The 22244-nt window shown below is 66.5% G+C and carries 15 protein-coding genes; 8 read left to right on the top strand and 7 right to left on the bottom strand.

Going from position 1 to position 22244, the window contains the following annotated elements:
* Positions 1-89: 89 nt before the first annotated feature.
* A complete protein-coding gene (locus IFT58_RS06870; protein WP_188325177.1) occupies positions 90-512 on the bottom strand; it encodes a BLUF domain-containing protein in 423 nt (140 codons plus the stop codon).
* Positions 513-603: 91 nt separating this feature from the next.
* On the opposite strand from IFT58_RS06870, the gene IFT58_RS06865 reads away from it, so the two are divergent.
* Positions 604-936: a hypothetical protein gene (locus tag IFT58_RS06865; protein WP_192082024.1), complete on the top strand. Its 333-nt coding sequence runs from the start codon at positions 604-606 to the stop codon at positions 934-936.
* 110 nt (positions 937-1046) lie between these two features.
* On the opposite strand, the gene IFT58_RS06860 is transcribed toward IFT58_RS06865, so the two are convergent.
* The 3 genes from IFT58_RS06860 to IFT58_RS06850 form a co-directional block, all read right to left on the bottom strand.
* Positions 1047-1343 carry a hypothetical protein gene (locus IFT58_RS06860; RefSeq protein ID WP_192094282.1) on the bottom strand — a complete coding sequence of 99 codons (297 nt, stop codon included), beginning with the start codon at positions 1341-1343 and terminating at the stop codon, positions 1047-1049.
* A 469-nt stretch (positions 1344-1812) separates the two neighbouring features.
* The gene (locus tag IFT58_RS06855; protein ID WP_342029540.1) at positions 1813-4350 is read right to left on the bottom strand and encodes a TonB-dependent receptor; all 2538 of its coding nucleotides are present in this window, start codon (positions 4348-4350) and stop codon (positions 1813-1815) included.
* 778 nt (positions 4351-5128) lie between these two features.
* Positions 5129-6439: an acetamidase/formamidase family protein gene (locus IFT58_RS06850; protein WP_192094280.1), complete on the bottom strand. Its 1311-nt coding sequence runs from the start codon at positions 6437-6439 to the stop codon at positions 5129-5131.
* Positions 6440-6607: 168 nt separating this feature from the next.
* Here IFT58_RS06850 and IFT58_RS06845 point away from each other — a divergent pair, with 168 nt between their 5' ends.
* A complete protein-coding gene (locus tag IFT58_RS06845; RefSeq protein WP_192094279.1) occupies positions 6608-11401 on the top strand; it encodes an ATP-dependent helicase in 4794 nt (1597 codons plus the stop codon).
* A 203-nt stretch (positions 11402-11604) separates the two neighbouring features.
* Here IFT58_RS06845 and IFT58_RS06840 read toward each other — a convergent pair whose 3' ends face one another.
* Complete coding sequence (locus IFT58_RS06840) at positions 11605-12222, bottom strand: DNA-3-methyladenine glycosylase (RefSeq protein WP_192094278.1); 618 nt, start codon at positions 12220-12222, stop codon at positions 11605-11607.
* A 431-nt stretch (positions 12223-12653) separates the two neighbouring features.
* On the opposite strand from IFT58_RS06840, the gene IFT58_RS06835 reads away from it, so the two are divergent.
* Genes IFT58_RS06835 through IFT58_RS06825 form a run of 3 tightly spaced genes read left to right on the top strand, consistent with a single transcriptional unit; the run spans position 12654 to position 14657 of the window.
* Positions 12654-13382: a DUF72 domain-containing protein gene (locus IFT58_RS06835; RefSeq protein WP_342029539.1), complete on the top strand. Its 729-nt coding sequence runs from the start codon at positions 12654-12656 to the stop codon at positions 13380-13382.
* Complete coding sequence (locus IFT58_RS06830; RefSeq protein WP_192094277.1) at positions 13375-14103, top strand: DNA-formamidopyrimidine glycosylase family protein; 729 nt, start codon at positions 13375-13377, stop codon at positions 14101-14103. Before IFT58_RS06835 ends, IFT58_RS06830 begins: the two co-directional genes overlap by 8 nt.
* Entirely contained in the window at positions 14100-14657 is a 558-nt protein-coding gene (locus IFT58_RS06825; protein ID WP_188325167.1) for a GIY-YIG nuclease family protein, read from the top strand. The genes IFT58_RS06830 and IFT58_RS06825 overlap by 4 nt, the downstream gene beginning before the upstream one ends.
* Before the next feature lie 31 nt (positions 14658-14688).
* Here IFT58_RS06825 and IFT58_RS06820 read toward each other — a convergent pair whose 3' ends face one another.
* Positions 14689-15837, bottom strand: a complete 1149-nt coding sequence (locus IFT58_RS06820; RefSeq protein ID WP_192094276.1) for a GGDEF domain-containing protein — start codon at positions 15835-15837, stop codon at positions 14689-14691.
* Between the two features lie 352 nt (positions 15838-16189).
* On the opposite strand from IFT58_RS06820, the gene IFT58_RS06815 reads away from it, so the two are divergent.
* Both IFT58_RS06815 and IFT58_RS06810 read left to right on the top strand, forming a co-directional pair.
* Positions 16190-17413, top strand: a complete 1224-nt coding sequence (locus IFT58_RS06815; protein ID WP_192094275.1) for a carbohydrate porin — start codon at positions 16190-16192, stop codon at positions 17411-17413.
* Between the two features lie 176 nt (positions 17414-17589).
* Entirely contained in the window at positions 17590-20115 is a 2526-nt protein-coding gene (locus tag IFT58_RS06810; protein WP_192094274.1) for a methyl-accepting chemotaxis protein, read from the top strand.
* Between the two features lie 183 nt (positions 20116-20298).
* Here IFT58_RS06810 and IFT58_RS06805 read toward each other — a convergent pair whose 3' ends face one another.
* Complete coding sequence (locus IFT58_RS06805) at positions 20299-21060, bottom strand: SDR family oxidoreductase (protein WP_192094273.1); 762 nt, start codon at positions 21058-21060, stop codon at positions 20299-20301.
* Positions 21061-21160: 100 nt separating this feature from the next.
* Here IFT58_RS06805 and IFT58_RS06800 point away from each other — a divergent pair, with 100 nt between their 5' ends.
* Positions 21161-22078 carry a LysR family transcriptional regulator gene (locus IFT58_RS06800; protein WP_192094272.1) on the top strand — a complete coding sequence of 306 codons (918 nt, stop codon included), beginning with the start codon at positions 21161-21163 and terminating at the stop codon, positions 22076-22078.
* Positions 22079-22244: the final 166 nt, after the last annotated feature.

Below are 22244 nucleotides of genomic sequence, written 5' to 3'. Positions count from 1 at the left end.
GAGCCTGGGTGCGGCGAGCGCAGCGGCATGAGGGCATCAGTCGCTGACAGATTCCGCCGAGCGTGGCTCGGCGCAACCGATGTGGCGGGTCAATCGCGGACTGGATGTACGCCCACGACGTCGATCAGGCGGCCCACTGCGGTGGCGCTACCTTCCGCCGCGCTGGGGGCGAAACCTGCCCAGCTGGCCTGCGCGACCGCATCGAACGTCTCCGGGTCCACGTCGAACTTCTTCATGGGCCAATACGGGAAATAGCGCGATCCGGCATGCCCCTGGGCAATGACCTCGATCTGCGTGTGCCGCGTCGCCTGATGGATCCGACCATAGACGGCAGTTACGCCATCCTCTGGCCCCTCCAGGTACTGCAGATAGCGCGCACCGTCGAACAGCAGGACACCGCTAACTCCCGCCGTGCGGTTGAACGTCTGTGCATTGTTTACAAGCACTTCCAGCTCAGGAGGGCTGATCTTTGGAGAAACCTTACTTACGTACACCAACGCCCTTACAGGCATTCCCGGCACCTCATGACGCAACACACTCTGGACTGAGAACGCTAACACTTAACGCGTTCATCACAGAGGAGGAAAACCTGAACGATTTATCTTGACCCGTTCTCACGCCATGGCGCGTCTTGATGCCGGGATCACGCTGGCATGGAACTCCCCTTACGCGCGGTTGGCTACGTTGGCGGTCAGATCATTCGAGACTGACCTGATGATTGACACCGGCGTATTCCGAATCAGAGATTTCCAAGCGGCAAAGGGACCCGATGGCGCCATTGCGTTTGTGCAGACCATCCATGCCGAATGCAAGCGCTGTGGCCATATCACGTGCATCGAGGAACGGGACATCCAACAGCTGTTTGGTGGGCTGGTCGTCAAATGCGAGAACTGCGCGACGGTACAGACGTTGAGCAATGCGGCACTCGGCAGGTAGGCTGAGAGGAAGAACCATCAGGTTGCAGATGCTGGATGCCGCCAGACTGCCCGCGCGCAGGGTACAGAGCGCCCGCCTTATGGCCTCAAGTGCAGGCAGGTCGAAAGGCGTTACGGCCGATCCAGATGCGGACTCGCCGACGCCCTGACCAGCTCGCGGGCGGCCACCAGCAAGCCATCGGTCAGATGCTCACCCAACAGCGAGGCGGTATCGCCATCGCATCGGGCGATGTGCTCGGCCTGCAGGATTTCCAGGGTCGCATCCAAGGCGCGCAGCACGCGAACGGACACAACGACGCGCCCGGTCCGCTGCAGGTCTGAGCTGATGCCGTCTGCAGAACGATCGGCATTTTCCGCGGACGCGATCAGGCGCAGCGGCGGGGTAGGGGGAAGATCGGAAGAGCTCATGCAAGCGACCTCACAGTGCGTTGAAGCCACCCGCGCGGAAGCACTGGGTGGCGGACGATGCGGGTTGGCATACCGGTGTACAACGCAAAAGGGCCGGCGGATCAGGGATCCCCACGCATCGCCCGCCGTATGACCGGAAGACGATGCAGTGCATTCTCCGCCGTGCCCCGAGGGCAGAACAGAGCCGAAATTGCGATGTACAAACAGGATGCCAATCCCGGCCGACGTCGTGATGGCGCCGGCGTCATCATCGTGCGTAAGTCCACACTCTCGCGTCCATGAGGAAATCTGTGAAAGACAGTGGCGGGATGCAATACGCGACACCCAGTTCGCTCGGGATCACGCTTGGTGGACGCAGAAGGCATGCACGGCCTTTTTGCCTGTCAGGTTCTATGCGGATGAGCGGCGTGCGGATAAGACAGGCGGCAGGCACTTCCCTGGCCCGCCGCCTGCCTCCCGGAAGAACAGCCTAGAACTTCCACCCCACCCGCGCGTAATAGAACCCGCCGTTGAAGCCATACGGCGAATGCACCGGATACTCGGCGCCTGCAACGCCCGCCCAAGGATTCTTTGAGGGCACGCGGTCGAACAGGTTCTGCGCGCCGACGCTGAAGTAAAGTCCAGAGTCGAAGTTCCAGCCGACGTCTGCATCCACCAGCAGCGCGCTGCCGGCATGGATGGGCAGGCCGCCGTCCGCTGCGGAGATCACGCCACTGTCCAGATGGTCTTCGTACCACGACCCGTAATAGTTCAAGCGCAGGTTGGCATGGAAGATCTGCCGCTGGTGGTTGATGCTGAAGTAGCCCTTTGTCTTCGGCAGGGATTCCTCCAGCTTGTAGACGCGCGCCGCGTCGATGAAGTCAGTGTCGTAGCGGTCGACCTCGGTGCGGTTCCAGTTGGCGGCGAGCGAGTACGTGGTGGTGCCACCGAAATGGTCGCTGCGATAACTGGTGACCAGATCCACGCCGGTGGTGGTGGTGTCGAACGCGTTGCCGAAGTAGGTCACCTGCGAGATCGACGCGGCTTCCGGGTTGCCGCCCGCTACCAGCGCCGCGCGTTCTTCCGGCGTTACCGCGAAGCTGGTGCTCAGCGCGATGCGGTCTTCCACCTTGATCTGGTAACCATCCACGGTGACCAGCCAGTCGCCCTCGGTCCACACCGCGCCCAGCGAGATGTTCGTTGACTCCTCCGGCGTGAGCGGTCGTGCGCCTTTGAGCTGCGCGATCGGATCGGTCGGCGGCAGCGTGGCGATGTCTTCCAGGGCCGTCCCCCCGAACACCGTGCTGATCTGGCTGATGTTGGCCTGGCCTGGCGTCGGTGCACGGAAGCCGGTGTTGACTGCACCACGCAGGGCAAAGGTCGGGGTGAAGTCGAAGCGCGCGGTGAGCTTGCCGATGGTGGTACTGCCGAAGGAATCGTAGTCCTCGTAACGCAGCGCGCCGGCCAGCAGGAAGCGTTCGGTGAGCTGCGCTTCCAGATCGGCGTAGGCCGCCCAGTTGCGTCGGTCGAAGGTGCCGGCCGTTCGCGCACTGAACCCGTTGAAGCCGTTGGAACCCAAGGCGAAGCCTTGGTCGGTCAGTGGACCGATGGCCGTCGACGGTCCGTCGCCCGGGCTGATCGTGAAGCTTTCTTCGCGCCATTCCGCGCCCATGGCCAACCGCAGCGGTTGGCTGCTGAAGGTCGTGGTGATATCGCGGCTGACATCGACGTTGAGGTTCTTTTCTGTCTGGGTATTGCCGCCGGGGCGGAAAGAGAGACCGGCCGGTTGGTTCGGGCCCAGCGATGCATTGGCCGTGTTGTAGATGACGAAGTCGATGTCGTTGCGGCCCCACGACCCGCTGACGTCCCAGTACCACTCGTCCCAAGTGCCCTTTGCCCCGGCAACCACCGAGGTATCTTCCAGCGAGCCGCCGAAGCGCGGCGTAAAGCCACCAGGCAGGCTGGACAGGAAGGTGTAGCAGTTGGCGGGCAAGGCGGCGACCGCGCCGCTGACCCCGCTGTACGGCAGCAGGTTGCCGGCGCCGTCGCGCAGTGCAATAGTCGGGCAAGCGCCTGCACCGGTCAGGTTGCCGACCAGCAGGGTATCGCCGCCGTCGTTGGAGTACACCCCCGAGCGCGCCGTCGGATCACGGTAGTAGAACCCGCCGTCGACATCGCGCTTGGCGTAGTTGCCGAACAGGTAGAAATCCACGGTGTCGGTGGACAGGCCGAGGTTGTAGACCAGCTTCAGGTCATCGTCGACCTTCGGTGAACCCCACACCTGCGCGGGATCGCCTACGCCCGGGTATCCGGCCGCCGCCGCGGCGCCGGCATCGTCCCGCTGCACACTGCGCGAGGTGTCGTCCGCCTTGCGCCACTCAGCGGTCAGCGTGGCAAAGCCGCGCTCGGTCAGTGGCAGTCCGATCTGCGCCGAATACTGCGTGGTCAGGCCATCGCCCTCGTAGTACTTGCCGGTGAACACCTCGGCGCTGCCGCCTTCGCGCAGTTTCTTCAGGCCGAAGTTGATCACCCCCGCGATCGCATCCGACCCATACTGGGCCGCTGCACCATCGCGCAGCACCTCCACCTGCTCCAGCGCCAGCGACGGGAACGCCGACAGGTCCGGACCCTGTGCACCGTCGGACAGGCCATGCCCCAGGAACGTGATCACCGCAGCGCGGTGGAAGCGTTTGCCGTTGATCAGCAGCAGCGTGTTGTCCGGCGGCAGGCCGCGCAGGTTGGCCGGGCGCACCAGGCTGGCGGCGTCGTCGATAGGGATCGTGCTGACGTTGAAGGACGGCACCAGCACCTTGAGCTGGTCCAGTGCGTCGGTGGCACCCTGGTTGCGGAACTCGTCACTGCTGATGATGTCGATCGGCACGGCAGACGATGAGACGGTGCGCGGTTTGGTGCGGCTGCCCAGCACGGACACGGTGTCCAGGGTGGCGGCTTCGGCGGTGGGTGAGGTGTTTCGGTCCTGTGCCACCGCGATGGAGCTGGTGGTCAACAGGGCGGTGGCCAGTGCCACGTGTACTGCAGATGCCAATGGCGAAAAGGCTTTCGGAGCGTGAACACACTTGCCAATGCGGTAGTTCATGCATGCACCTTGCAGTCGGATTGTGGGATTTCGGGTCAGGTCAGGTCTTCATTCCTTGGTTCTCCTTGCGTGCCAGAGGTTCTGGTGCGCTGCAGCAATAGTTAACAGAACTTAAACCGTACTGCAACGAATGTGTGCTGAGTCTGGCGGTTGGAGGGTGTGGGGGTGGTAGCGCCGAGCCACGCTCGGCGAGCGCAGCGGCCTGCGTCAGGCGTGCGTGCACCGGACCGGCAATCCGCCGAGCACGGCTCGGCGCTACCAAGTGGTGGCGGAGCGGGGTGGTAACGCCGAGCCACGCTCGGCGAGCGCAGCGGCCTGCATCAGGAGCCCATGCACCGGACCGGCAAGCCGCCGAGCACGGCTCGGCGCTACCAGGTGGCGGCGGAGCGGGGTGGTAGCGCCGAGCCACGCTCGGCGAGCGCAGCGGCCTGCATCAGGCGCCCGCGCACCGGACCGGCAATCCGCCGAGCACGGCTCGGCGCTACCAGGTGGCGGAGCTTTGCGCTGTGGTAGCGCCGAGCCACGCTCGGCGAGCGCAGCGGCCTGCATCAGGCGTGCGTGCACCGGACCGACAAGCCGCCGAGCACGGCTCGGCGCTACCGAGTGGCGGCGGAGCGGGGTGGTAGCGCCGAGCCACGCTCGGCGAGCGCAGCGGCCTGCATCAGGCGTCCGTGCACCGGACCGGCAAGCCGCCGAGCACGACCAGGCGTTACTTCGCCGGGGCAGCCACGGGTGTCAGTGTCCGCAGCACTGTCTTGTCGATCTTCGCGGCCACGCCCACGCTCCGTCCGGCCAGGTTAACCACGTTGTACTGCACGGCCACGCCAAGCACCTGCGTCGCCTCGGATAGCGTCAATCCATAGGACTGTCGGAGCCATTGCAGCATGCCGGCCGTAGCAAGACGCAAGGCGTCGTCGCTGGAGCCGCCCTGCCCCAGCGCCATCAGCTGGGTCGGGGATTCAACGCGCGGGGTCGCGATGGACTGTCGCTTCACCAGGTCCACCTTCACGATGACATCCAGCGACGTCTCCAGCGCCCACTGCGTGGTCTCCCCATCACCCTGCAACGCATGCCCATCGCCCAGGTACAACAAGGCGCCGGGCTGCTGCACGGGCAAGAACACCGTGTTGCCTTCGACAACCGCATTGAAGTCCATGTTGCCGCCGAACACATGGGTGTCGCCCGTGGAGATCGGGGGATAGCCGAACCCCGGGGCCAGTGCCAGCCCACCCAGCATCGGCTTCACCGGCACCTCGAAATCCTTGAGTGCGCCGGACGCCCCCTGTGGACGGGCCATGCCCCGCGCTCGGTCCAACTGCCAGCGTACCGGCTTGCCCAGCGCAGAAGCTTCACCGGCTACGCGAGCAGTCTTCAGACGGTCGACGAGGCCATCCAGGCTGTCGGCGTAATCGCGGTTGAGCTTCAACGACACCAAGGTGATGGCCAAGGTGTCGCCGGCTTCTGCGCCGACAACGAAAAACGGACCGACCTGGGGATTGCCGTACAGCGCCCGGGTGATGCCCCGCTCGTCTACGCCACCCGAATCCAGCGTGCGGGTCTGCACGGAATCGCCGGGATGGATGACCAGTACCGGCGGACGATCCGCACTGAAGGTGTTGGAATAATCCGTTGGCGTGAACCGATGCACCTGCGGCGCGGACTGCTTGCGATCCGGGACACGCCAACCGGTGAACGCGTGGGCGGCGCGAGCTGCGCGATCATTGGTGTCCGGTTGATCGCTCTCCCCACGCATCCGCGCGTCGTCGATGCGACCGCGGTAGTGGCTGACCTGACCCTCCTTGTCCGTGACAGTGAAGGAAAAGCCGCCGTCTGTGCGCGACCCTGCCACCGCGTCACCATCCAGCGTGCCCTGCAGGCGTTCCCCGTGGGTGTCCAACTGCAGTGTCTGGTAGCTCGTGTTGCCCCAGAGGTCGGTGCCGATGATCCATTGCTCGGCGGCGAATGCATCAAGCGGTGCGGCTGCCAGCAGCAGCGAAGTCAGTTTCCAGGCAATCGTCATGGCAGGGCGCTTCCGCAAGGCACCGGGCGGTGCATGCAGCGCAGCCTAGTAGCTATATAACCGCCGCCCCAGTGTCCAAGGTAACGCGAGCAGCGGTCGGGTCCACCGGCACCCGCCGCAGCGGCCCCGTCATGCCGGCCTGCACGCGGCCGCTCGCATAATGGAGACATGTCCAGCCCCCTCGACGCACTTCCTGAAGTCTTTGGTCCCGCCACGCGCGCGTGGTTTGCTCACGCCTTTCCGGCCGCCACCCCCGCACAGGTACAGGCGTGGCAAGCCATCAGCGAGGGCCAGCACACGTTGGTGATCGCGCCGACGGGATCGGGCAAGACACTGGCCGCCTTCCTGCACGCCATCGACCAGCTGTTCAGCGAACGCGACCAGCAGGCACGTTCGGCCGAAAGCGTGCCCGGCCCTGACCGCGCCGCTACCCGCGTGCTGTACATCTCGCCGATCAAGGCATTGGGCTCGGACGTGCAGCGGAACCTGCAGATCCCGCTGCAGGGCGTGCGTACCGAGCGTGCACGCCGTGGTGATCCGGAGGTGGACCTCAGCGTCGCGATCCGAAGTGGCGACACCACCCCGGCCGAGCGCGCCCGCCTGCTGCGCCGCCCCCCGGACATCCTGATCACCACACCCGAATCGCTGTTCCTGATGCTCACCTCCAAGGCGCGGGACACCTTGCGCAATGTGCATACGGTGATCATCGACGAGATCCATGCGGTCGCCGGCACCAAGCGCGGTACCCATCTCGCGCTGAGCCTGGAGCGGTTGGAGGCGCTGTTGCCGGCACCTGCGCAGCGTATCGGCCTGTCGGCGACGGTTCGCCCTGTCGACGAAGTCGCGCGCTTCCTCGGCGGCGACCGGCCGGTACGCGTCGTGCAGCCACCGTCTCCGCGGCATCTGGCGATGCGCATCGTGGTGCCGGTGGACGACATGGCCGACCTGCCCACACACGGGCCCGCGGCGGGTGGCCGCGAGCAGTCGTCACGGGTGGGCTCGATCTGGCCGCACGTGGAGGCCAGCATCCTGGATGAGGTACTGCGCTGGCGCTCGACGATCGTCTTCGCCAACTCGCGCGGTGTGGCGGAAAAGCTCACGGCGCGCCTCAACGCCCTGTACGCGGAGCGCCTTGCGCAGGCCGCAGGTGAACAACCGGCACGCGGCCTGCAGGCTACAGCCTACGGTTCCTTCAATGGCGGCACATCCGGGCGTTCGGAGGGTGCAGAGCCGTTGATCGCGCGTTCCCACCATGGGTCGGTGAGCAAAGAACAGCGTCGTGAGATCGAGGTCGCGCTCAAGTCCGGTGAACTGCGCTGCGTGGTGGCGACGTCCAGTCTGGAATTGGGTATCGACATGGGGCTGGTGGACCTGGTGATTCAGGTGGCCGCGCCGCCGTCGGTGGCCAGCGCCTTGCAGCGGGTGGGCCGTGCCGGCCATCAGGTCGGGGGGGTGTCCACCGGCTTCGTCTACCCACGCACACGTCGCGATCTGATCGATGCGGCGGTGATCGTGGACAGCATGCTGGCCGGTCGCATCGAGGCAGTGGATTCGCCGCGCAATCCGTTGGATGTGCTGGCCCAGCAGACGGTGGCCGCAGTCGCGATGGATCCGCTCGACGTGGATGCGTGGTATGCCTGCGTGCGTCGCGCAGCGCCGTATCGCGAACTGCCACGCAGTGCCTTTGATGCGGTGCTGGACATGCTGGCAGGCCGCTATCCTTCGGACGACTTTGCCGGGTTTCGTCCGAAGGTGGTGTGGAACCGGGACAGTGGCCAGCTGACCGCGCGGCCCGGTGCTAAGCAACTGGCAATCACCAGCGGCGGCACCATTCCGGATCGCGGCATGTTCAGCGTGGTGCTCCCGGAAGGCGAGGAGCGCGCGGGCTCGCGCCGTGTGGGTGAGCTTGATGAGGAAATGGTGCATGAGTCGCGGGTCAACGATGTGATCACGCTCGGCGCCACCTCGTGGCGGGTGGAGCAGATCACCCACGACCAGGTGATCGTGACCCCGGCGCCAGGCCGCTCTGCACGCCTGCCTTTCTGGCGCGGCGAAAATGCGGGACGGCCGGCCGAGCTCGGCCTGGCCATCGGTGCCTTTTTCGCAGCGCTCGAACCGGCTGCACGTGCCGACGGCGCGTTGCCGGAAGCGCTCGCCTCGCGGCTGCAGGCATGCGGTCTGGATGCGCGTGCGATCAAGAACATGCTCAGCCTGCTGAAAGAACAGCGCGAGGCGACCGGCGTGCTGCCAACCGACCGGCAGCTGGTGGTGGAGCGCTGCCGCGATGAGCTGGGCGATTGGCGGGTGATGCTGCACTCGCCCTATGGACGCCGCGTGCACGATCCGTGGGCATTGGCCATTGCCGAACGTATCCGTGAGCGCTGGCACGTGGATCCGTCGGTGGTGGCGAGCGAAGACGGCATCATGGCGCGTATCCCGGACAGTACGGGGCGTGTGCCGGGGGCGGAGCTGTTCCTGTTCGATCCCGATGCCCTGCAGCGCAGCGTCACGGCGGCAGTGGGTGGCTCGGCCCTCTTTGCCGCGCGGTTCCGCGAGTGTGCATCGCGTGCCTTGCTGCTCCCGCGGCGGACCCCCGGTCGGCGTTCACCCCTGTGGCAGCAACGCCTCCGTGCGGGGCAGCTCCTGGACGTGGCGCGTGCCTATCCGGATTTCCCGATACTGATTGAAACCGCCCGCGAGTGTCTGCAGGATGTCTATGATCTGCAGGCGCTTGGTGCACTCATGCAGCGCCTGGTGGACGGCGCAGTACAGATCGCCGAGGTCACCACCGAGGTGCCGTCGCCGTTCGCGGCCAACCTGTTGTTCGGCTACGTTGCCGAGTTCATGTACGGCACCGATGTGCCACTTGCGGAGCGCCGCGCGTCCATCCTGTCGCTGGACAGCGGGCTGCTGGGCGACCTGCTGGGCCAGGTGGATGTCGGCGAACTGCTGGACGCCGCCGTCGTGCAGCGCGTCGGCGATGAACTGCAACGGCTCGCTACCGATCGCCTGGCCAAGGGCAAGGAGGGCGTCGCCGATCTGCTGCGCGAGCTGGGTCCGCTGACCACGGAAGAGATCGGTGCGCGCCTGCAGGATGGCCATGGCAGCGCCGAAGCCTTCATACAACTGCTGCATGACGAGCGCCGCGCGCTGCCGGTAAGCATCGCGGGCACGGCGTACTGGGCCGCAGTGGAAGATGCAGGGAAGCTGCGCGATGCGTTGGGCACTGTCTTGCCCGCCGCTGTGCCGGAGGCCTTCCGCACGCCCAGCGCTGATCCGCTGGGGGAACTGGTTGCACGCTACGCGCGTACGCGCGCCCCGTTTTTCACTGCGGACGTGGCCGAGCGATTCGGCCTGGGCGTTGTAGTAGCCGATGCGGCATTGTCTCGTCTCGGCGAGCAGGGCAAGGTGTTGAGCGGCACGTTCGGCACGGTGAATGTCGCAGCGGGTGCTGCTGCCCACCCGGACATCAGTCCGTTGGCGTATCACGAGTGGGTGAGCGAAGACGTCTTCCGTCGGCTGCGCGTGCGCTCGCTGCAGGCAGCGCGTGAGGCCACCCGCCCCGTGCCCGGGGACGCGTACGCGCGGTTGCTGCTCGAACGGCACGGCGTGATGAGCGGCGCGGTGGGACATGCCGCCCTGCCCGACGTCCACGCCAGTGAAGGGACAATGGAGGGCGTGGACGGGGTAGTGCGGGTGGTCGAGCAGTTGGCCGGCGTGCCGTTGCCGATATCCATCTGGGAAAACCAGATCCTGCCTGCCCGTGTTCGGGACTATGTGCCGGCGTTGCTGGATGAGTTGCTGGCCACGGGCGCGGTGCTGTGGTGTGGGCACGGCAGGCTCGGTGACGACGACGGGCTGGTCTCGCTCCACCTGCAGGATGTGGCCGCTGAGACGCTGCCTGCAGCACCTGGCGGCGCGGAAGCAGATACGGCATCGCCCCTGCAGCCGTTGATCCTGTCCGTGCTGGAGGGGGGCGGTGCGTTCTTCGCGCGGCAGCTTGCGGCGGGCGTGCATGCGCGCATGCAGGCCGACCCCGACGGTTCGCCAGGCGTGGAGCTGTCGCCTGAAAACCTGCATGCCGCGCTGTGGGATCTGGTCTGGACAGGACAACTGACGACGGACATCTGGGCGCCACTGCGCGCGCTGTCCGGGGCGCGTGTGCAATCGCGCATCCGTGCCGCCAGTGTGTCGCGTCGACGCCGTGGCTTTGCCGGATTTCAGATGGCAGACAGCGCGCCGGCTGCATCCGTTGGGGCGCAGGGGCCGGCTACCTACGATGCCCCGTCGTTGGCGGGTCGCTGGTCGTTGCTGCAGCGAGGCTCCGCCAGCGATACCGTGCGTGCAGTATCACTGGCTGATGCGCTGCTGGATCGCCACGGGGTGGTCACCCGGGGCGCCGCAGTAGCCGAAGGCATCGCAGGGGGGTTCCCCGCCTTGCAACAGGTCTATCGGGGGATGGAGGATGCGGGGCGCGTGCTGCGCGGACGCTTCGTGCACGGCTTGGGCGGCGCGCAGTTCGCGGAGCGCGGCAGCGTGGACCGGCTCCGCGAGTTCGCCGAAGACAGCGTATCCACGGGAAGGGACGTTGCTATTGGACTTTCGGTACTCGACCCTGCCAATCCTTATGGGACGGTGCTGCCTTGGCCGTCGCACCCGGCACGGCAACGGCCCGTGCGCCGCGCCGGTGCGCTGGTGGTGATCGGCGCAGGGCAGCTGCGCATGTACCTGGCACAGGGCGGACGCAATCTGCTGACGTTCTTCGAGGGCGATGACCCTGCGCACGCAGCGATGGTGATCAGTGCGGCACAGGCGCTGGCAATCGCACTACGGCGGGGCAAGCGGTTGTCGTTCACCCTGGACCTCATCAACGATGAGGTGATCGGTCGCGGGCCGATCACCGACGCCCTGCGCGCAGCAGGTTTCCGTAATGCACCGCGCGGCTTGTCATGGGAGGGATGAGCGAGCGTCCCGGGTACCGGTAGCGCCGAGCCGTGCTCGGCGAGCGCAGCGGTCCGTCAGCGGGAACACTCCGCCGAGCGTGGCTCGGCGCTACGGACAATCGCGGGCATCGGTAGCGCCGACCCATGGTCGGCGAGCGCAGCGGGCCGTTGGCGGGAACACTCCGCCGAGCGTGGCTCGGCGCTACCGGGCATTGCGACCCATCAGGCCTTTCGCGGTGGACGCACCGAGACGTGCGGGTTGTCCCGTACGTGCCAGCGCCACGGCAACTCGACCGCGCGGCTGATGCCGATGCGCGGTCCGACGACCGGGTGCGACGGCGGCGGCGTGCCATCGTCCACGATCGTGATGCCTCTGTCGGCCGTAACCAGGTCGGCACCGTCCAGCGCGCGCGTGATCGCGAATGCCTGCGACAGTTTGCCGGGCCCACTGGCCAGATCGCGCTCGCGTTTCGCCTTGGGGCGTGACAGCTGCATCGTCTCGATGCCCTGCAAGGGCTCAGCCGCACGCAGCAGTACGCCCACACCTTCCCCCACTTCGCCACACACCGCGTTGCTGCCCCAGTGCATGCCGTAGGTGAAGTACACATACAGGTGCCCGGGTGCGCCGAACATGGTGGCGTTTCGTGCGGTCATGCCGCGGAATGAGTGTGCCGCGGGATCTTCGCTGCCGGCGTAGGCCTCCACTTCGACGATCCGTGCCGCGCGTCCGTCCGCGCTGACCAGGATCTTGTTCAGCAGTTCCGGGGCCACCGCCGCCGGATGGCGCCTGTAGAAGTCGCGCGGCAGGACGGACCAGGATTCGTCAATGAATTCCAACATGACCGCAGCATGCACCGGACGGCGTAGCGGGCCGGTCAACAGGGAGCGTTTGGCCCCCGCCATCGGTAGCGCCGACCCATGGTCGGCGAGCGCAGCGGGCCGTCGGCGCAACCATTCCGCCGAGCACGGCTCGGCGCTACCACAGCGCCGCTATCGGTATCGCCGACCCATGGCCGGCGGGCGCAGCGGTCCGTTGGCGGGCCCATTCCGCCGAGCACGGCTCGGCCCTACCACAGCCGCCATCGGTAGCGCCGACCCATGGTCGGCGAGCGCAGCGGTCCGTTGGCGAGCCCATTCCGCGGAGCACCGCTGGATAACCAGGCCCCGCATCAGCTGCGGCTTCACACGGCTTCGCCGTTCCGTAACGCGCGGCGGCGGACGCTTGACCCTGGTCAATCACGAGCAGGGGGGAGCGGACGGTGGCATCGGCAGTGCGGATAGGTTGCGCCGGTTGGTCGATTCCCAGCCGCTACGCAGATCGCTTCGGCGAAGGCGCCAGCGCGTTGCAGCGCTACGCTACACGCCTGACCGTCGCGGAGATCAACTCCTCGTTCTATCGCCCCCATCAGCCGGCGACCTATGCGCGCTGGGCGGCGGCCGTACCGCCGGACTTCCGTTTCTCGGTCAAAGTCCCCAAGCTCATTTCGCACGAGCTGGCGCTGCGCGGGGTGGGTGCGCCGCTGGACCGTTTTCTGGGCGAAGCCCTCCATCTGGGCGACCACCTGGGCGGTCTGCTGCTGCAGCTACCGCCGGCGCTGTCCTTCGATGCACGCGTGGCGTCGACGTTCTTTGCGATGCTGCGCCGGCGTACAGCGCTGCCGGTAGCCTGCGAGCCGCGCCACCCCAGCTGGTACCTGCCTGAAGCCGATGCCTTGCTGCAACGCCATGACATCAGCCGCGTCGGCGTGGATCCACCGCGCGTTCCGGCCGGCGCGGTTCCCGCCGCCAGTCCGGCGTGGGCTTACTGGCGCTGGCACGGCAGCCCGCGCATCTATTACAGCGCGTACAGCGACGAGGCGCTGCAGCAGCTGGCCGGCCAGCTTCGCGCAAGCACTACCCCGGGTACGCCGTGCTGGGTGATCTTCGACAACACCGCACACGGCTTTGCAATCGACAACGCCCTGCGGCTGCAGGCCTTGCTGGAGCAGGAAGATGCCTGAAGGTCCCTCCATCGTCATCCTGCGCGATGCCGCAGCGCATTTCCGCAACAAGACCGTGCGCCATGCCAGCGGCAACAGCAGCCTGGACCTGTCGCCCATGGAGGGCCGCCGGATCGTGTCCGTGCGCAGTTGGGGCAAGCACTTCCTGCTTGAGTTTCGTGGCTTCAGCCTGCGCGCGCACCTGCTGATGTTCGGTACCTGGCGGATCGATGAGCGCAAGCCGAACCCGGCGCGTGCGTCGCTTGTGTTCGACAACGGCGAGCTGAATCTCTACACGTGTTCGTTGAAGTACATCGAAGGCGACCTGGACGATGCCTACGACTGGCGGACCGATGTGATGAGCCCGCAGTGGGATCCCCGGCTTGCGCGCCGCCGCTTGAAGGCCCAGCCGGACACGTTGATCTGCGATGCGTTGCTGGACCAGTCGATCTTTGCCGGCGTGGGCAACATCATCAAGAACGAGGTGCTGTTCCGTACGCGCGTGCATCCCGCCACACCGATCCATGCGATCGCGCCACGCAGGCTGGGCCAGGTGATTGCGCAGGCCCGCGACTACAGCTTTGATTTCCTGGCATGGAAGAAGACATTCGAGCTCAAAAAGCACTGGCAGGTGCATACCCGGCGCATCTGTCCGCAGTGCGGCGGACCCATCAGCAAGCAGTATCTTGGAACCACGCAGCGCCGCGCGTTCTTCTGCCCCGTCTGCCAGCCCGCGCCATGAACCTGCGAACGGATGGACACTGGTTCGCCTATGTATTCCCGTGCGCATGGGAGGACTTCTGCAAGATCGGCTTCTCGCGCGATCCGCTGGGCCGCATCAGTGCGCTGCACCGGCGCTGGTTCGAGTTCTTCGATCTGGAAGCGGGATGGTTGGTGGAGGCGGAGACGCAGCGCGATGCGCGCGATCTGGAGTTGCAGCTGCGGCGTCCCTTGGCCCTGCACAAAGCGCCGTCACCACTCACCGTGCAGGAAAAGGCCGGTGGCAAGACCGAGTGGGTGCGGGGGGCGAACGCGCTGCTGGCCGATGCCGTGGCGGGACTGGCCGATCATGGTCACCACGTGTACGCCCTGCGTCCGTGGCTGCATCAGGTGATGCTGCAACGGGTGGACCGGTTGCATGACTGGGCCGCCGCGCAACTACCGGAAGAAGAAAGCCTGCGCTACCGCACTCCTTCCGTGGAAAACGCGTTGCGTGACCAGCTCGACGCGTACGCGGCGCTCGACATCGATCCGCGACCGTGGCTCCCTGCGCATGTGGTGCGCTGGTACGGGTGACGCCCATCCGGCGCGAATCAACACACACAGATCAGTCGCCGTCGCTACCCATCACCCGGTTGCGGCCTGCCTGCTTGGCGCGGTACATCTGCCGATCCGCTGCGGCCACCAAGGCACCCGCGTTCGAACGGCGGCCTTGGCTGATGGCCACGCCTACGCTGAGCGTCGCATCGATGCGGTGCCCGGCTACCTCCTGGGCGCAGCGCTCGAAGGTGGAGCGAAGGCGCTCCGCCGCGGCCAGCCCGGCTTTCAGGCTCGAGTCGGGCAGGATGCACAGGAACTCTTCGCCGCCATAACGAAAGATCAGGTCGTCGCGGCGCACCGCCTGCTCCGCCGCCCTCGCGGCCTGGCAGATCACCTTGTCACCCATGTCGTGGCCGAAGCGGTCGTTGATGCTCTTGAACTCATCGATATCAAAGAACAACGCCGCGCGCACGGTCCCGCTGACACGGTCCTCCTGATCCCAGATGCCCAGCTTTTCATCGAGCAAACGTCGGTTGTACAACCCGGTCAACGGGTCACGCGTGGCCTCGTCGTAGAGGCGGCTGGCCGCCTGTTCCTTCAGCACCGCAACCATCAGTCCGCAGACCAGCAGCACATCGATCAGCACGATGCCGCTGAATACCGCCACGGCCCACGTGCGCGGCGCGCCGGCACCCAGTGGCTCCGGCAGCCAGGGCGACAGGGTCATGGCGACGGCGGCGAGGGCGGCCGACACCATGAGGATGCGCGCCAGCAGCCGCGCCGACGGCAGTGCGGGGTCGCGGCGCTGGACCAGCGTGACCGCCGACAGACCACAGTAAAGCGCCGCAAGCGCGGCGCGCCCCGCCGCGTTCAACGACGACATCTCGCCGGGACCGAACACTGCCGCTACCAAGGCCAGCCAGCACAGCGGCGGCGCGAGCAGCAGGCCCCAGCGTGGCGGCAGGTGGAAGATGGATCGGATGCCCTGCCAGCCCGCTGCGAACGCCAGCAACGCGAAGAAGGTGCCGATGTAGCCGGCCGCCGGCGCCTGCTTGAGTGCGGGCCACAACAGCAGGGCACAGCAGCACGCGCCGGCCAGGAATGGCATGGCAAGCCACAGGCGCGCGCCACCCCGGGGCCGGGTCAGCAGCAACAGGATCGCAATGGAAACCAGGACTGCGGCGCTGAAGCCGAGCAGGGTGGGGATATCGATCATCACCCGCGAGGCTAGAGCGCGCTTTGCGAGTCTGCCGTCAACGGCGCCCTCACCACAGAGTGTGCGGTTCATCACAGGTTGCCGGCGGTTCCCGATCCGTTAATCAAGCACTGCCATCACACCGCCGACTGCGCGGGCATGTCGTGGTTGGCGAGGTGCGCACTGCGGAAAGCGACAGCGGACTTTGCGTGCTCGCGCCTTTCGCGGCAAGGGCTGTGACCTGCTTCGCAGTCCGCGCTTTTGCTCGCCGCGAGGGCGCGCGCGGGCATGCCACGTTGAGGCTCCTCGCAGCAAGGAAATCTCAATGAAGAAGCCTCTGATCCCTCACGGCGCCCTGAGGTGCCTCATTCTGATGTCCGCCACCGGAAGCTGTGGGGTAGCCGTGGCGGCACAGGGCATCACGGGGGATTGGAACGGGGCACGCGAGCGGCTCGCCAGCGACGGGATCGAGCTGGACATGGGCTATACCGTCGAAGCCGCACGCAACCTGTCTGGCGGTCTACGCCACACCTCGGCGCACGCCGGCCAGTTATCGGCCAGCGGACAGTTCGACCTGCAGCGTCTGTGGGGCTGGGAGGGCACGCGCGCTGCTGCATCGCTATCGCTGCGCGACGGACACAACCTGACAGAACGGGCGGGGCTGGGCAGCCTGCTGCAGAACCAGGAAGTCAATGGGCGCGGCAACATCGCACGGCTGGGCAGCCTGTGGCTGGCGAAGCAGTCTGCCGACGGCCAGTTCGATCTGAAGCTCGGCCGGGTATCGGTCGGTGATGACTTCAACGCGCTGGACTGCATCGCGATGAATCTCGCGCTCTGCGGCAGTCAGCCAGCCGTGTTCGGCGGCGACTACTGGTTCAACTCACCTCTCAGTCAATGGGGCGGCGTGTTCACCTGGCGGCCCGTGCAGGAGGTGTACGTGCGTGCAGGGGCGTATCAGGTCAATCCGCGTTACGCCGACACCCACGGCGGCGGACTGCGGTTCGCACCGTCCGGAACCGTGGACACGCTGACGCCGCTGGAGCTGGGCTGGGAGCCCACCTTCGACGGGCGTAGTGGGCATTACGCAGTGGGCGGCTGGTACAGCAGTGCCCGGCGCGCCGATGCAGTGCAGCGGTTTCCTGTCGAGGGGATGTCGCAGCAGCAGGAACTGCGCACGGGGGCCTACGGCGGCTGGGCCAGCGCGCAGCAGCAGTTGACGCGCGGCAGTGGCGCCAACGAACGGTCCGGGCTGCGTGGCCAGGTGGCGTTCGCACAGGGCGACCGGCGTACCGGCGATATCGATCAGATGTTCAACGTGCAGTTGATCCAGACCGGGCTGATGCACACGCGGCCTGACGATCGGATCGGCATCGGCCTGGCGACCACCCGGGTCAATCCACGTGCTGCGCGTTCTGGCCAGCAAGGTGTTGGCACGGCGTTCGCGCGTCGCGAGCACATGGCCGAAGTGTTCTACGGCTGGAAGCCGCTGGTCGGCGTGGATGTGCAGCCCGGTATCCAGTTTGTCCGCCACCCCGGTGGATTCACCGCGCGCAAGGATGCGGTGGTGGTTGGCATGAAGGCGGACGTGCGCTTCTGATGTTCCCGCGCGCTGTCATCGGCGCGTCTTGCGCCGTTGCTACAACGTCCCCCGGTACCGCTGCGGCATGCGTGGCGGTTCCCTCTATGCCCACGGGGCAGGGTTAGGCGCTACCGGGGCTAAAGTACGCAAGCTGCCGGCCGATACCGATGCGTCATTCTGCCTCGGAGTCTGTCATGTCGGCTGTACCGCATTTCCTGCGAACATTGGGCGCCCGCGTGCGCGGCACCGCTGCGGCTGCCAGCGGACATATCCACCGCCTGGGCCGCCTGAGTGTAGCTGCCAAGATCAAAGGCAGCCTGCTGGTCTGCGGCATCGGCCTGGTCACCGTTGCCGCGATGTATGCGTGGACGACTCATGTGAGTGATCGGGCCGCGCGCACGTTCGCTGTTCATCAGCAGGGCACCGGTCTTGCCTCCACGCTGGCGGCGGAGGTCGCCGAAGCCCGCAGGCTGCAGACGCAGTATGCCCTGACGTTCGATGCGGCTGATCGCACCTCGCTGCAGCAGGCCCAGCAGCGCCTGCAGGCCACGCTGGAGCAGTTACGCGCGCTGCCGATGGACGGTGCACGGAAGAAGGCGCTCGACGAGGTGGCCAGCCATGCCGCCGCATTTTCCGAAGGGATTGCCGGTTTGAACGCCCGCGTGGATGAGATGGGACGCGGTGATGAGGCGCTGGCGGTGCAGCTTGATACCGCGGCCGACGCCTTGCAGTCTGCCGTGGATGCAACCGATCGCCCCTTACTGGCGATGCACGTGCAGAAGATGCGCCGGCAGGAGAGTCTGTTGCTGTTGAACGGTGACTCCAGCCATGCCGACAAGGCCAGCGAAGAAAAGCTGCCGTTCGATCTCGCGCTGGCGGGCCTGTCTGCCGATACGCAACAGCAGCTTCGCGAGCTGATGGATGCGTATCAGGGCGCTTTGCTGTCCTATACCGCGGCGCGTGTCGGACTGGATGTGGAGGCACAGCTGCTGGTAGACACCGCGTCAAGCATCGCGCCGGCATTGCAGGCATTCCAGACGGTGCAGGCCAGAAACCTGGAGCAGGCGCGCGAACGACAGCAGGCGCAGGCGTCCCGCCTGGGTGTGATGTTCGCCGCGAGCCTGTTGACGGTTGCGCTGGTATTGATCGGCACACTCGTGATGGTGCTGCGCGCGGTGCGTCGACCGATCCAGGACACACTGCGATTTGCGCAGGACATTGCCGAAGACCGGCTGGATACCGAGCTGCGTGTGCACAATCCACACGATGAGATCGGGCAGCTTGCCCAGCGACTTGGTCATATGCAGCAGCAACTGCGCGCGCGCATCGAGCGGGACCGCGCCGTCGCCCAGGAGAACGCACGCGCACGCCAAGCGCTGGACAGCGCGTCCACGGGATTGATGGTGATCGACCCACAGGGCATCGTGACGCATGCCAACCCGGCGCTGCTGCTGACCTTGTCACGTGCCGCCGATGAGGTGATCGGCGCGTCGGCCCGCGACGTGCACACCGCATTGTCCAGCGCGGGTGGGAATAGAAGGCGGGACTTTGATATCCAGCACGCCGGCACGACCTGGCACGTGGTGACGACACCCATCTTCGACGATGGACACGCGCTGGGCGAGGTGGTGGAGTGGCGCAGTCGCGCGCTGGAGGTGCTGCTGGAGACCGAGGTGGCGGCGTTGGTCGACGCGGCGGCGCTCGGTGAACTGGCCGGGCGGATTCCGCTGGAGGGCAAGGAGGGCTTCGTACACCGTCTGTCCGCCAGCATCAACCATCTGCTGGCAACCTTCGAACACAACCTGGGCGACCTGCAGACGCTGCTGGCGGCGCTGGCCCGCGGTGACCTGCGCGCGCGCATGGACGGTGAGGTCGAAGGGGTGTTTGCCCGCATGCGCGACGATGCCAATGCGACGGTGCAGCAACTTGCAGGGATCGTGGCGCGCATCCAGCAGGCCGCGGGTTCCATCGGCGAGGCGGCCGGTGAGATAAGCGCAGGCAATGCCGACCTGTCGACCCGGACGGAGTTGCAGGCTGCCAATCTGGAAGAGACCGCTGCATCGATGCACGAGCTGACCGATACCGTATCGCGCAATGCCGATGCGGCCAGCCAGGCCAGTGTACTGGTGCAGGCCAGTGCGGAGGTCGCTGCACGCGGAGGCGACGCGGTGGGGCGCGTGCAGCGTTCGATGAGTGATATTTCGGCGGCGTCGCGTCGCATCGGCGAGATCACTTCGCTGATCGATGGCATCGCGTTCCAGACCAATATCCTGGCCTTGAACGCAGCCGTGGAAGCGGCGCGCGCGGGGGAGCAGGGGCGCAGCTTCGCGGTGGTTGCCAGCGAAGTACGCAGCCTGGCCCAACGGAGCGCGGATGCGGCGAAGCAGATCAAGGGGTTGATCGAAGATTCGGTGGCGCAGGTCGGGCAGGGTACGCAGGCGGTCGGCCAAGCGGGCGCGACGATGACCGAGCTGCAGGCCAGCGTGCAGCAGGTGGCGGCGATCATGCTGCAGATTCGCGATGCGTCGCTGGAACAACGCAATGGCATCAGCCAGGTCAACCAGACCATCGTGCAGATGGACGCCAGCACGCAGCAGAACGCGGCGATGGTGGAAGAAGCCACGGCCTCGGCCCGTGCTTTGGAAGACCAGGCGGATCTGTTGGCCGAAGCGGTGGCCGTGTTCCAGCTGCGCGCCGCGCCACGCGCCGTGGCCGCGTGACCTGGGCCGCTGCGCTCGGTAGTGACGGCCGCTGGCCGTCAGGTTCTTCCCGCTGCGCTCGCCGAGCGTGGCTCGGCGCTACCGAAGTGCTGCGATTCGCCGTGGCCGCGTGATCTGGGCTGCTGCGCTCGCCGAGCGTGGCTCGGCGCTACCGGGATGCCGCGATAACGTCGTGTCGATGCGTCAGATGAACATGCCGCCCGACGCTTCCACGCGCTGGGCGTTGATCCAGTGCGTGCCCGGTGACATCAGGGCAACCACGGCCGGGCCGATGTCGTCCGGTTTGCCTGCGCGGCCCAGCGCGGTGGACGAGGCCACCATCGCGTTGGTGCCGGCATCGTCGCGCACCCGGCCGCCACCGAAGTCGGTCTCGATCGCGCCCGGCGCAAGGGTGTTCGCACTGATCCCGCGTGCGCCCAGCTCTTTGGCCAGGTAGCGGGTGAACACTTCGATGCCGCCCTTCATCATCGCGTAGGCGGAGCTGCCCGGCAGCGAGAAGCGGGCCAGTCCGCTGGACACGTTGAGGATGCGGCTGCCATCGGCCAGCAGCGGCAACAGCGTCTGGGTCAGGAAGTAGGGCCCTTTCAAGTGCACGTTGACCAGATGATCGAACGACGCTGGGGTGGTATCGGCGATCAGCGCGTAGTGGCCTTCGCCGGCGTTGTTGATCAGGCCGTCAAGGCGCTCCACGCCCCAGGCTTGCAACTGCAGCTGCAGGCGTTCGCTGAATGCCGCGAACGCGCTGCTGTCGGCCACGTCCAGCGCCAGCGCGGCAGCGCGACGGCCCAGCGCCTCAATCTGTGCCACCACGTCATCGGCCGCAGCGGACTGGCTGCGGTAGGTCAGCACGATGTCGGCCCCGTCGGCGGCCAGGGCGAGTGCGGCATTGCGACCCAGGCCACGGCTGCCGCCGGTGATCAATACGGTACGGATAGCGGTAGTCATAGCGAACTCCATCAGCGGGTAGGGGTCCAGCGTATTGGGCTTGCAGGCGCGAATAAATCGCGTGATGCTGATATGACTGTTCAATCTGGAACAACAATCAATGGACAGCCTGGCGCAGCTTCGCGCGTTTCTGCATGTGGCCGAGCGCGGGTCGTTCACCCGAGCGGCTGAGGGACTGGGCCTGCCCAAGGCCAGCGTATCGGTCGCCGTGCAGCAGCTGGAAACCGCGATGGGCACGCAGTTGCTGCATCGGACCACCCGCCGCGTGCAGTTGACCGCCGATGGCGAGCAGCTGTTCCAGCGCGCACGCGATCTGCTGGACGATGTGGAGGACCTGCAGGGGATGTTCCGCCGCGACACCGCCACCCTGCGTGGGCGCCTGCGGGTGGACATGTCCAGCGGGATTGCGCGGCACCTCGTCGTGCCGACGTTGCCGGATTTCCTGCAGCACCATCCTGGGCTGGAAATCGAGCTCAGTGGCACCGATCGCCGCGTCGACCTGGTGCGGGAGGGATTCGACTGCGTGCTTCGGGTCGGCCCCCTCGATGACAACACGCTGGTGGCGCGGACGCTGGGTTGCATGGAGGTGGTGAACTGCGCCAGCCCGAGTTATCTGGTCCGCTACGGCACGCCGCATACGCTGGAAGCGCTGCAGGATCATCGACTGGTGCACTACGTGAGCACGCTGGGCCAGCGTCCGTCCGGCTTTGAATACTTCGATGGCCAGCAGTACCGCACCCTGCCGATGGCTGGCGCGGTGACGGTGAACAGCGGCGATGGATACAGCGCAGCGGCAGCGGCGGGGCTGGGCATCATCCAGGTACCGCGCCTGGGCGTGCGGCAGGCGCTGCATGACGGGGTGCTGGTGGAGATCCTGCCGCAGTTTCCGGCCGAGCCGATGCCGGTCACGTTGCTGTATGCACAGCGCAGGCACCTGCCCGCGCGCGTGAGGGTATTCATGGACTGGGTAGCGGCGCTGCTGCAGCCGCATCTGCAGCCGGTCAGCGGGGAACGGTAGAGCCGACTGGTAGAGCCGGCCGGTAGAGCCGACTTCAGTCGGCTGGCTCTTGCCTCCCGGTAGAGCCGACTTCAGTCGGCTGACGTGGTGCGCGAAATGCCAGCCGACTGAAGTCGGCTCTACCCGGTCGGTTCTGCCGGATGCGTGAGGCCAGCCGACTGAAGTC

Origin of the sequence: Stenotrophomonas sp. CFBP 13718 (genome assembly GCF_014842145.1) — a bacterium.
Classification (GTDB): domain Bacteria; phylum Pseudomonadota; class Gammaproteobacteria; order Xanthomonadales; family Xanthomonadaceae; genus Stenotrophomonas.
The sequence above is the reverse complement of the archived record's forward strand: the minus strand, read 5'-3'. Positions and strand labels throughout refer to the sequence as shown.

Bases quoted from the DNA above. Each gene is read 5' to 3' on its own strand.
- IFT58_RS06825 (WP_188325167.1), top strand. From the start codon at position 14,100: ATGAACCTGCGAACGGATGGACACTGGTTCGCCTATGTATTCCCGTGC.
- IFT58_RS06845 (WP_192094279.1), top strand. From the start codon at position 6,608: ATGTCCAGCCCCCTCGACGCACTTCCTGAAGTCTTTGGTCCCGCCACG.
- IFT58_RS06800 (WP_192094272.1), top strand. From the start codon at position 21,161: ATGGACAGCCTGGCGCAGCTTCGCGCGTTTCTGCATGTGGCCGAGCGC.
- IFT58_RS06870 (WP_188325177.1), bottom strand. From the start codon at position 512: ATGCCTGTAAGGGCGTTGGTGTACGTAAGTAAGGTTTCTCCAAAGATC.
- IFT58_RS06860 (WP_192094282.1), bottom strand. From the start codon at position 1,343: ATGAGCTCTTCCGATCTTCCCCCTACCCCGCCGCTGCGCCTGATCGCG.
- IFT58_RS06830 (WP_192094277.1), top strand. From the start codon at position 13,375: ATGCCTGAAGGTCCCTCCATCGTCATCCTGCGCGATGCCGCAGCGCAT.
- IFT58_RS06850 (WP_192094280.1), bottom strand. From the start codon at position 6,439: ATGACGATTGCCTGGAAACTGACTTCGCTGCTGCTGGCAGCCGCACCG.
- IFT58_RS06840 (WP_192094278.1), bottom strand. From the start codon at position 12,222: ATGTTGGAATTCATTGACGAATCCTGGTCCGTCCTGCCGCGCGACTTC.
- IFT58_RS06805 (WP_192094273.1), bottom strand. From the start codon at position 21,060: ATGACTACCGCTATCCGTACCGTATTGATCACCGGCGGCAGCCGTGGC.
- IFT58_RS06820 (WP_192094276.1), bottom strand. From the start codon at position 15,837: ATGATCGATATCCCCACCCTGCTCGGCTTCAGCGCCGCAGTCCTGGTT.
- IFT58_RS06815 (WP_192094275.1), top strand. From the start codon at position 16,190: ATGTCCGCCACCGGAAGCTGTGGGGTAGCCGTGGCGGCACAGGGCATC.
- IFT58_RS06810 (WP_192094274.1), top strand. From the start codon at position 17,590: ATGTCGGCTGTACCGCATTTCCTGCGAACATTGGGCGCCCGCGTGCGC.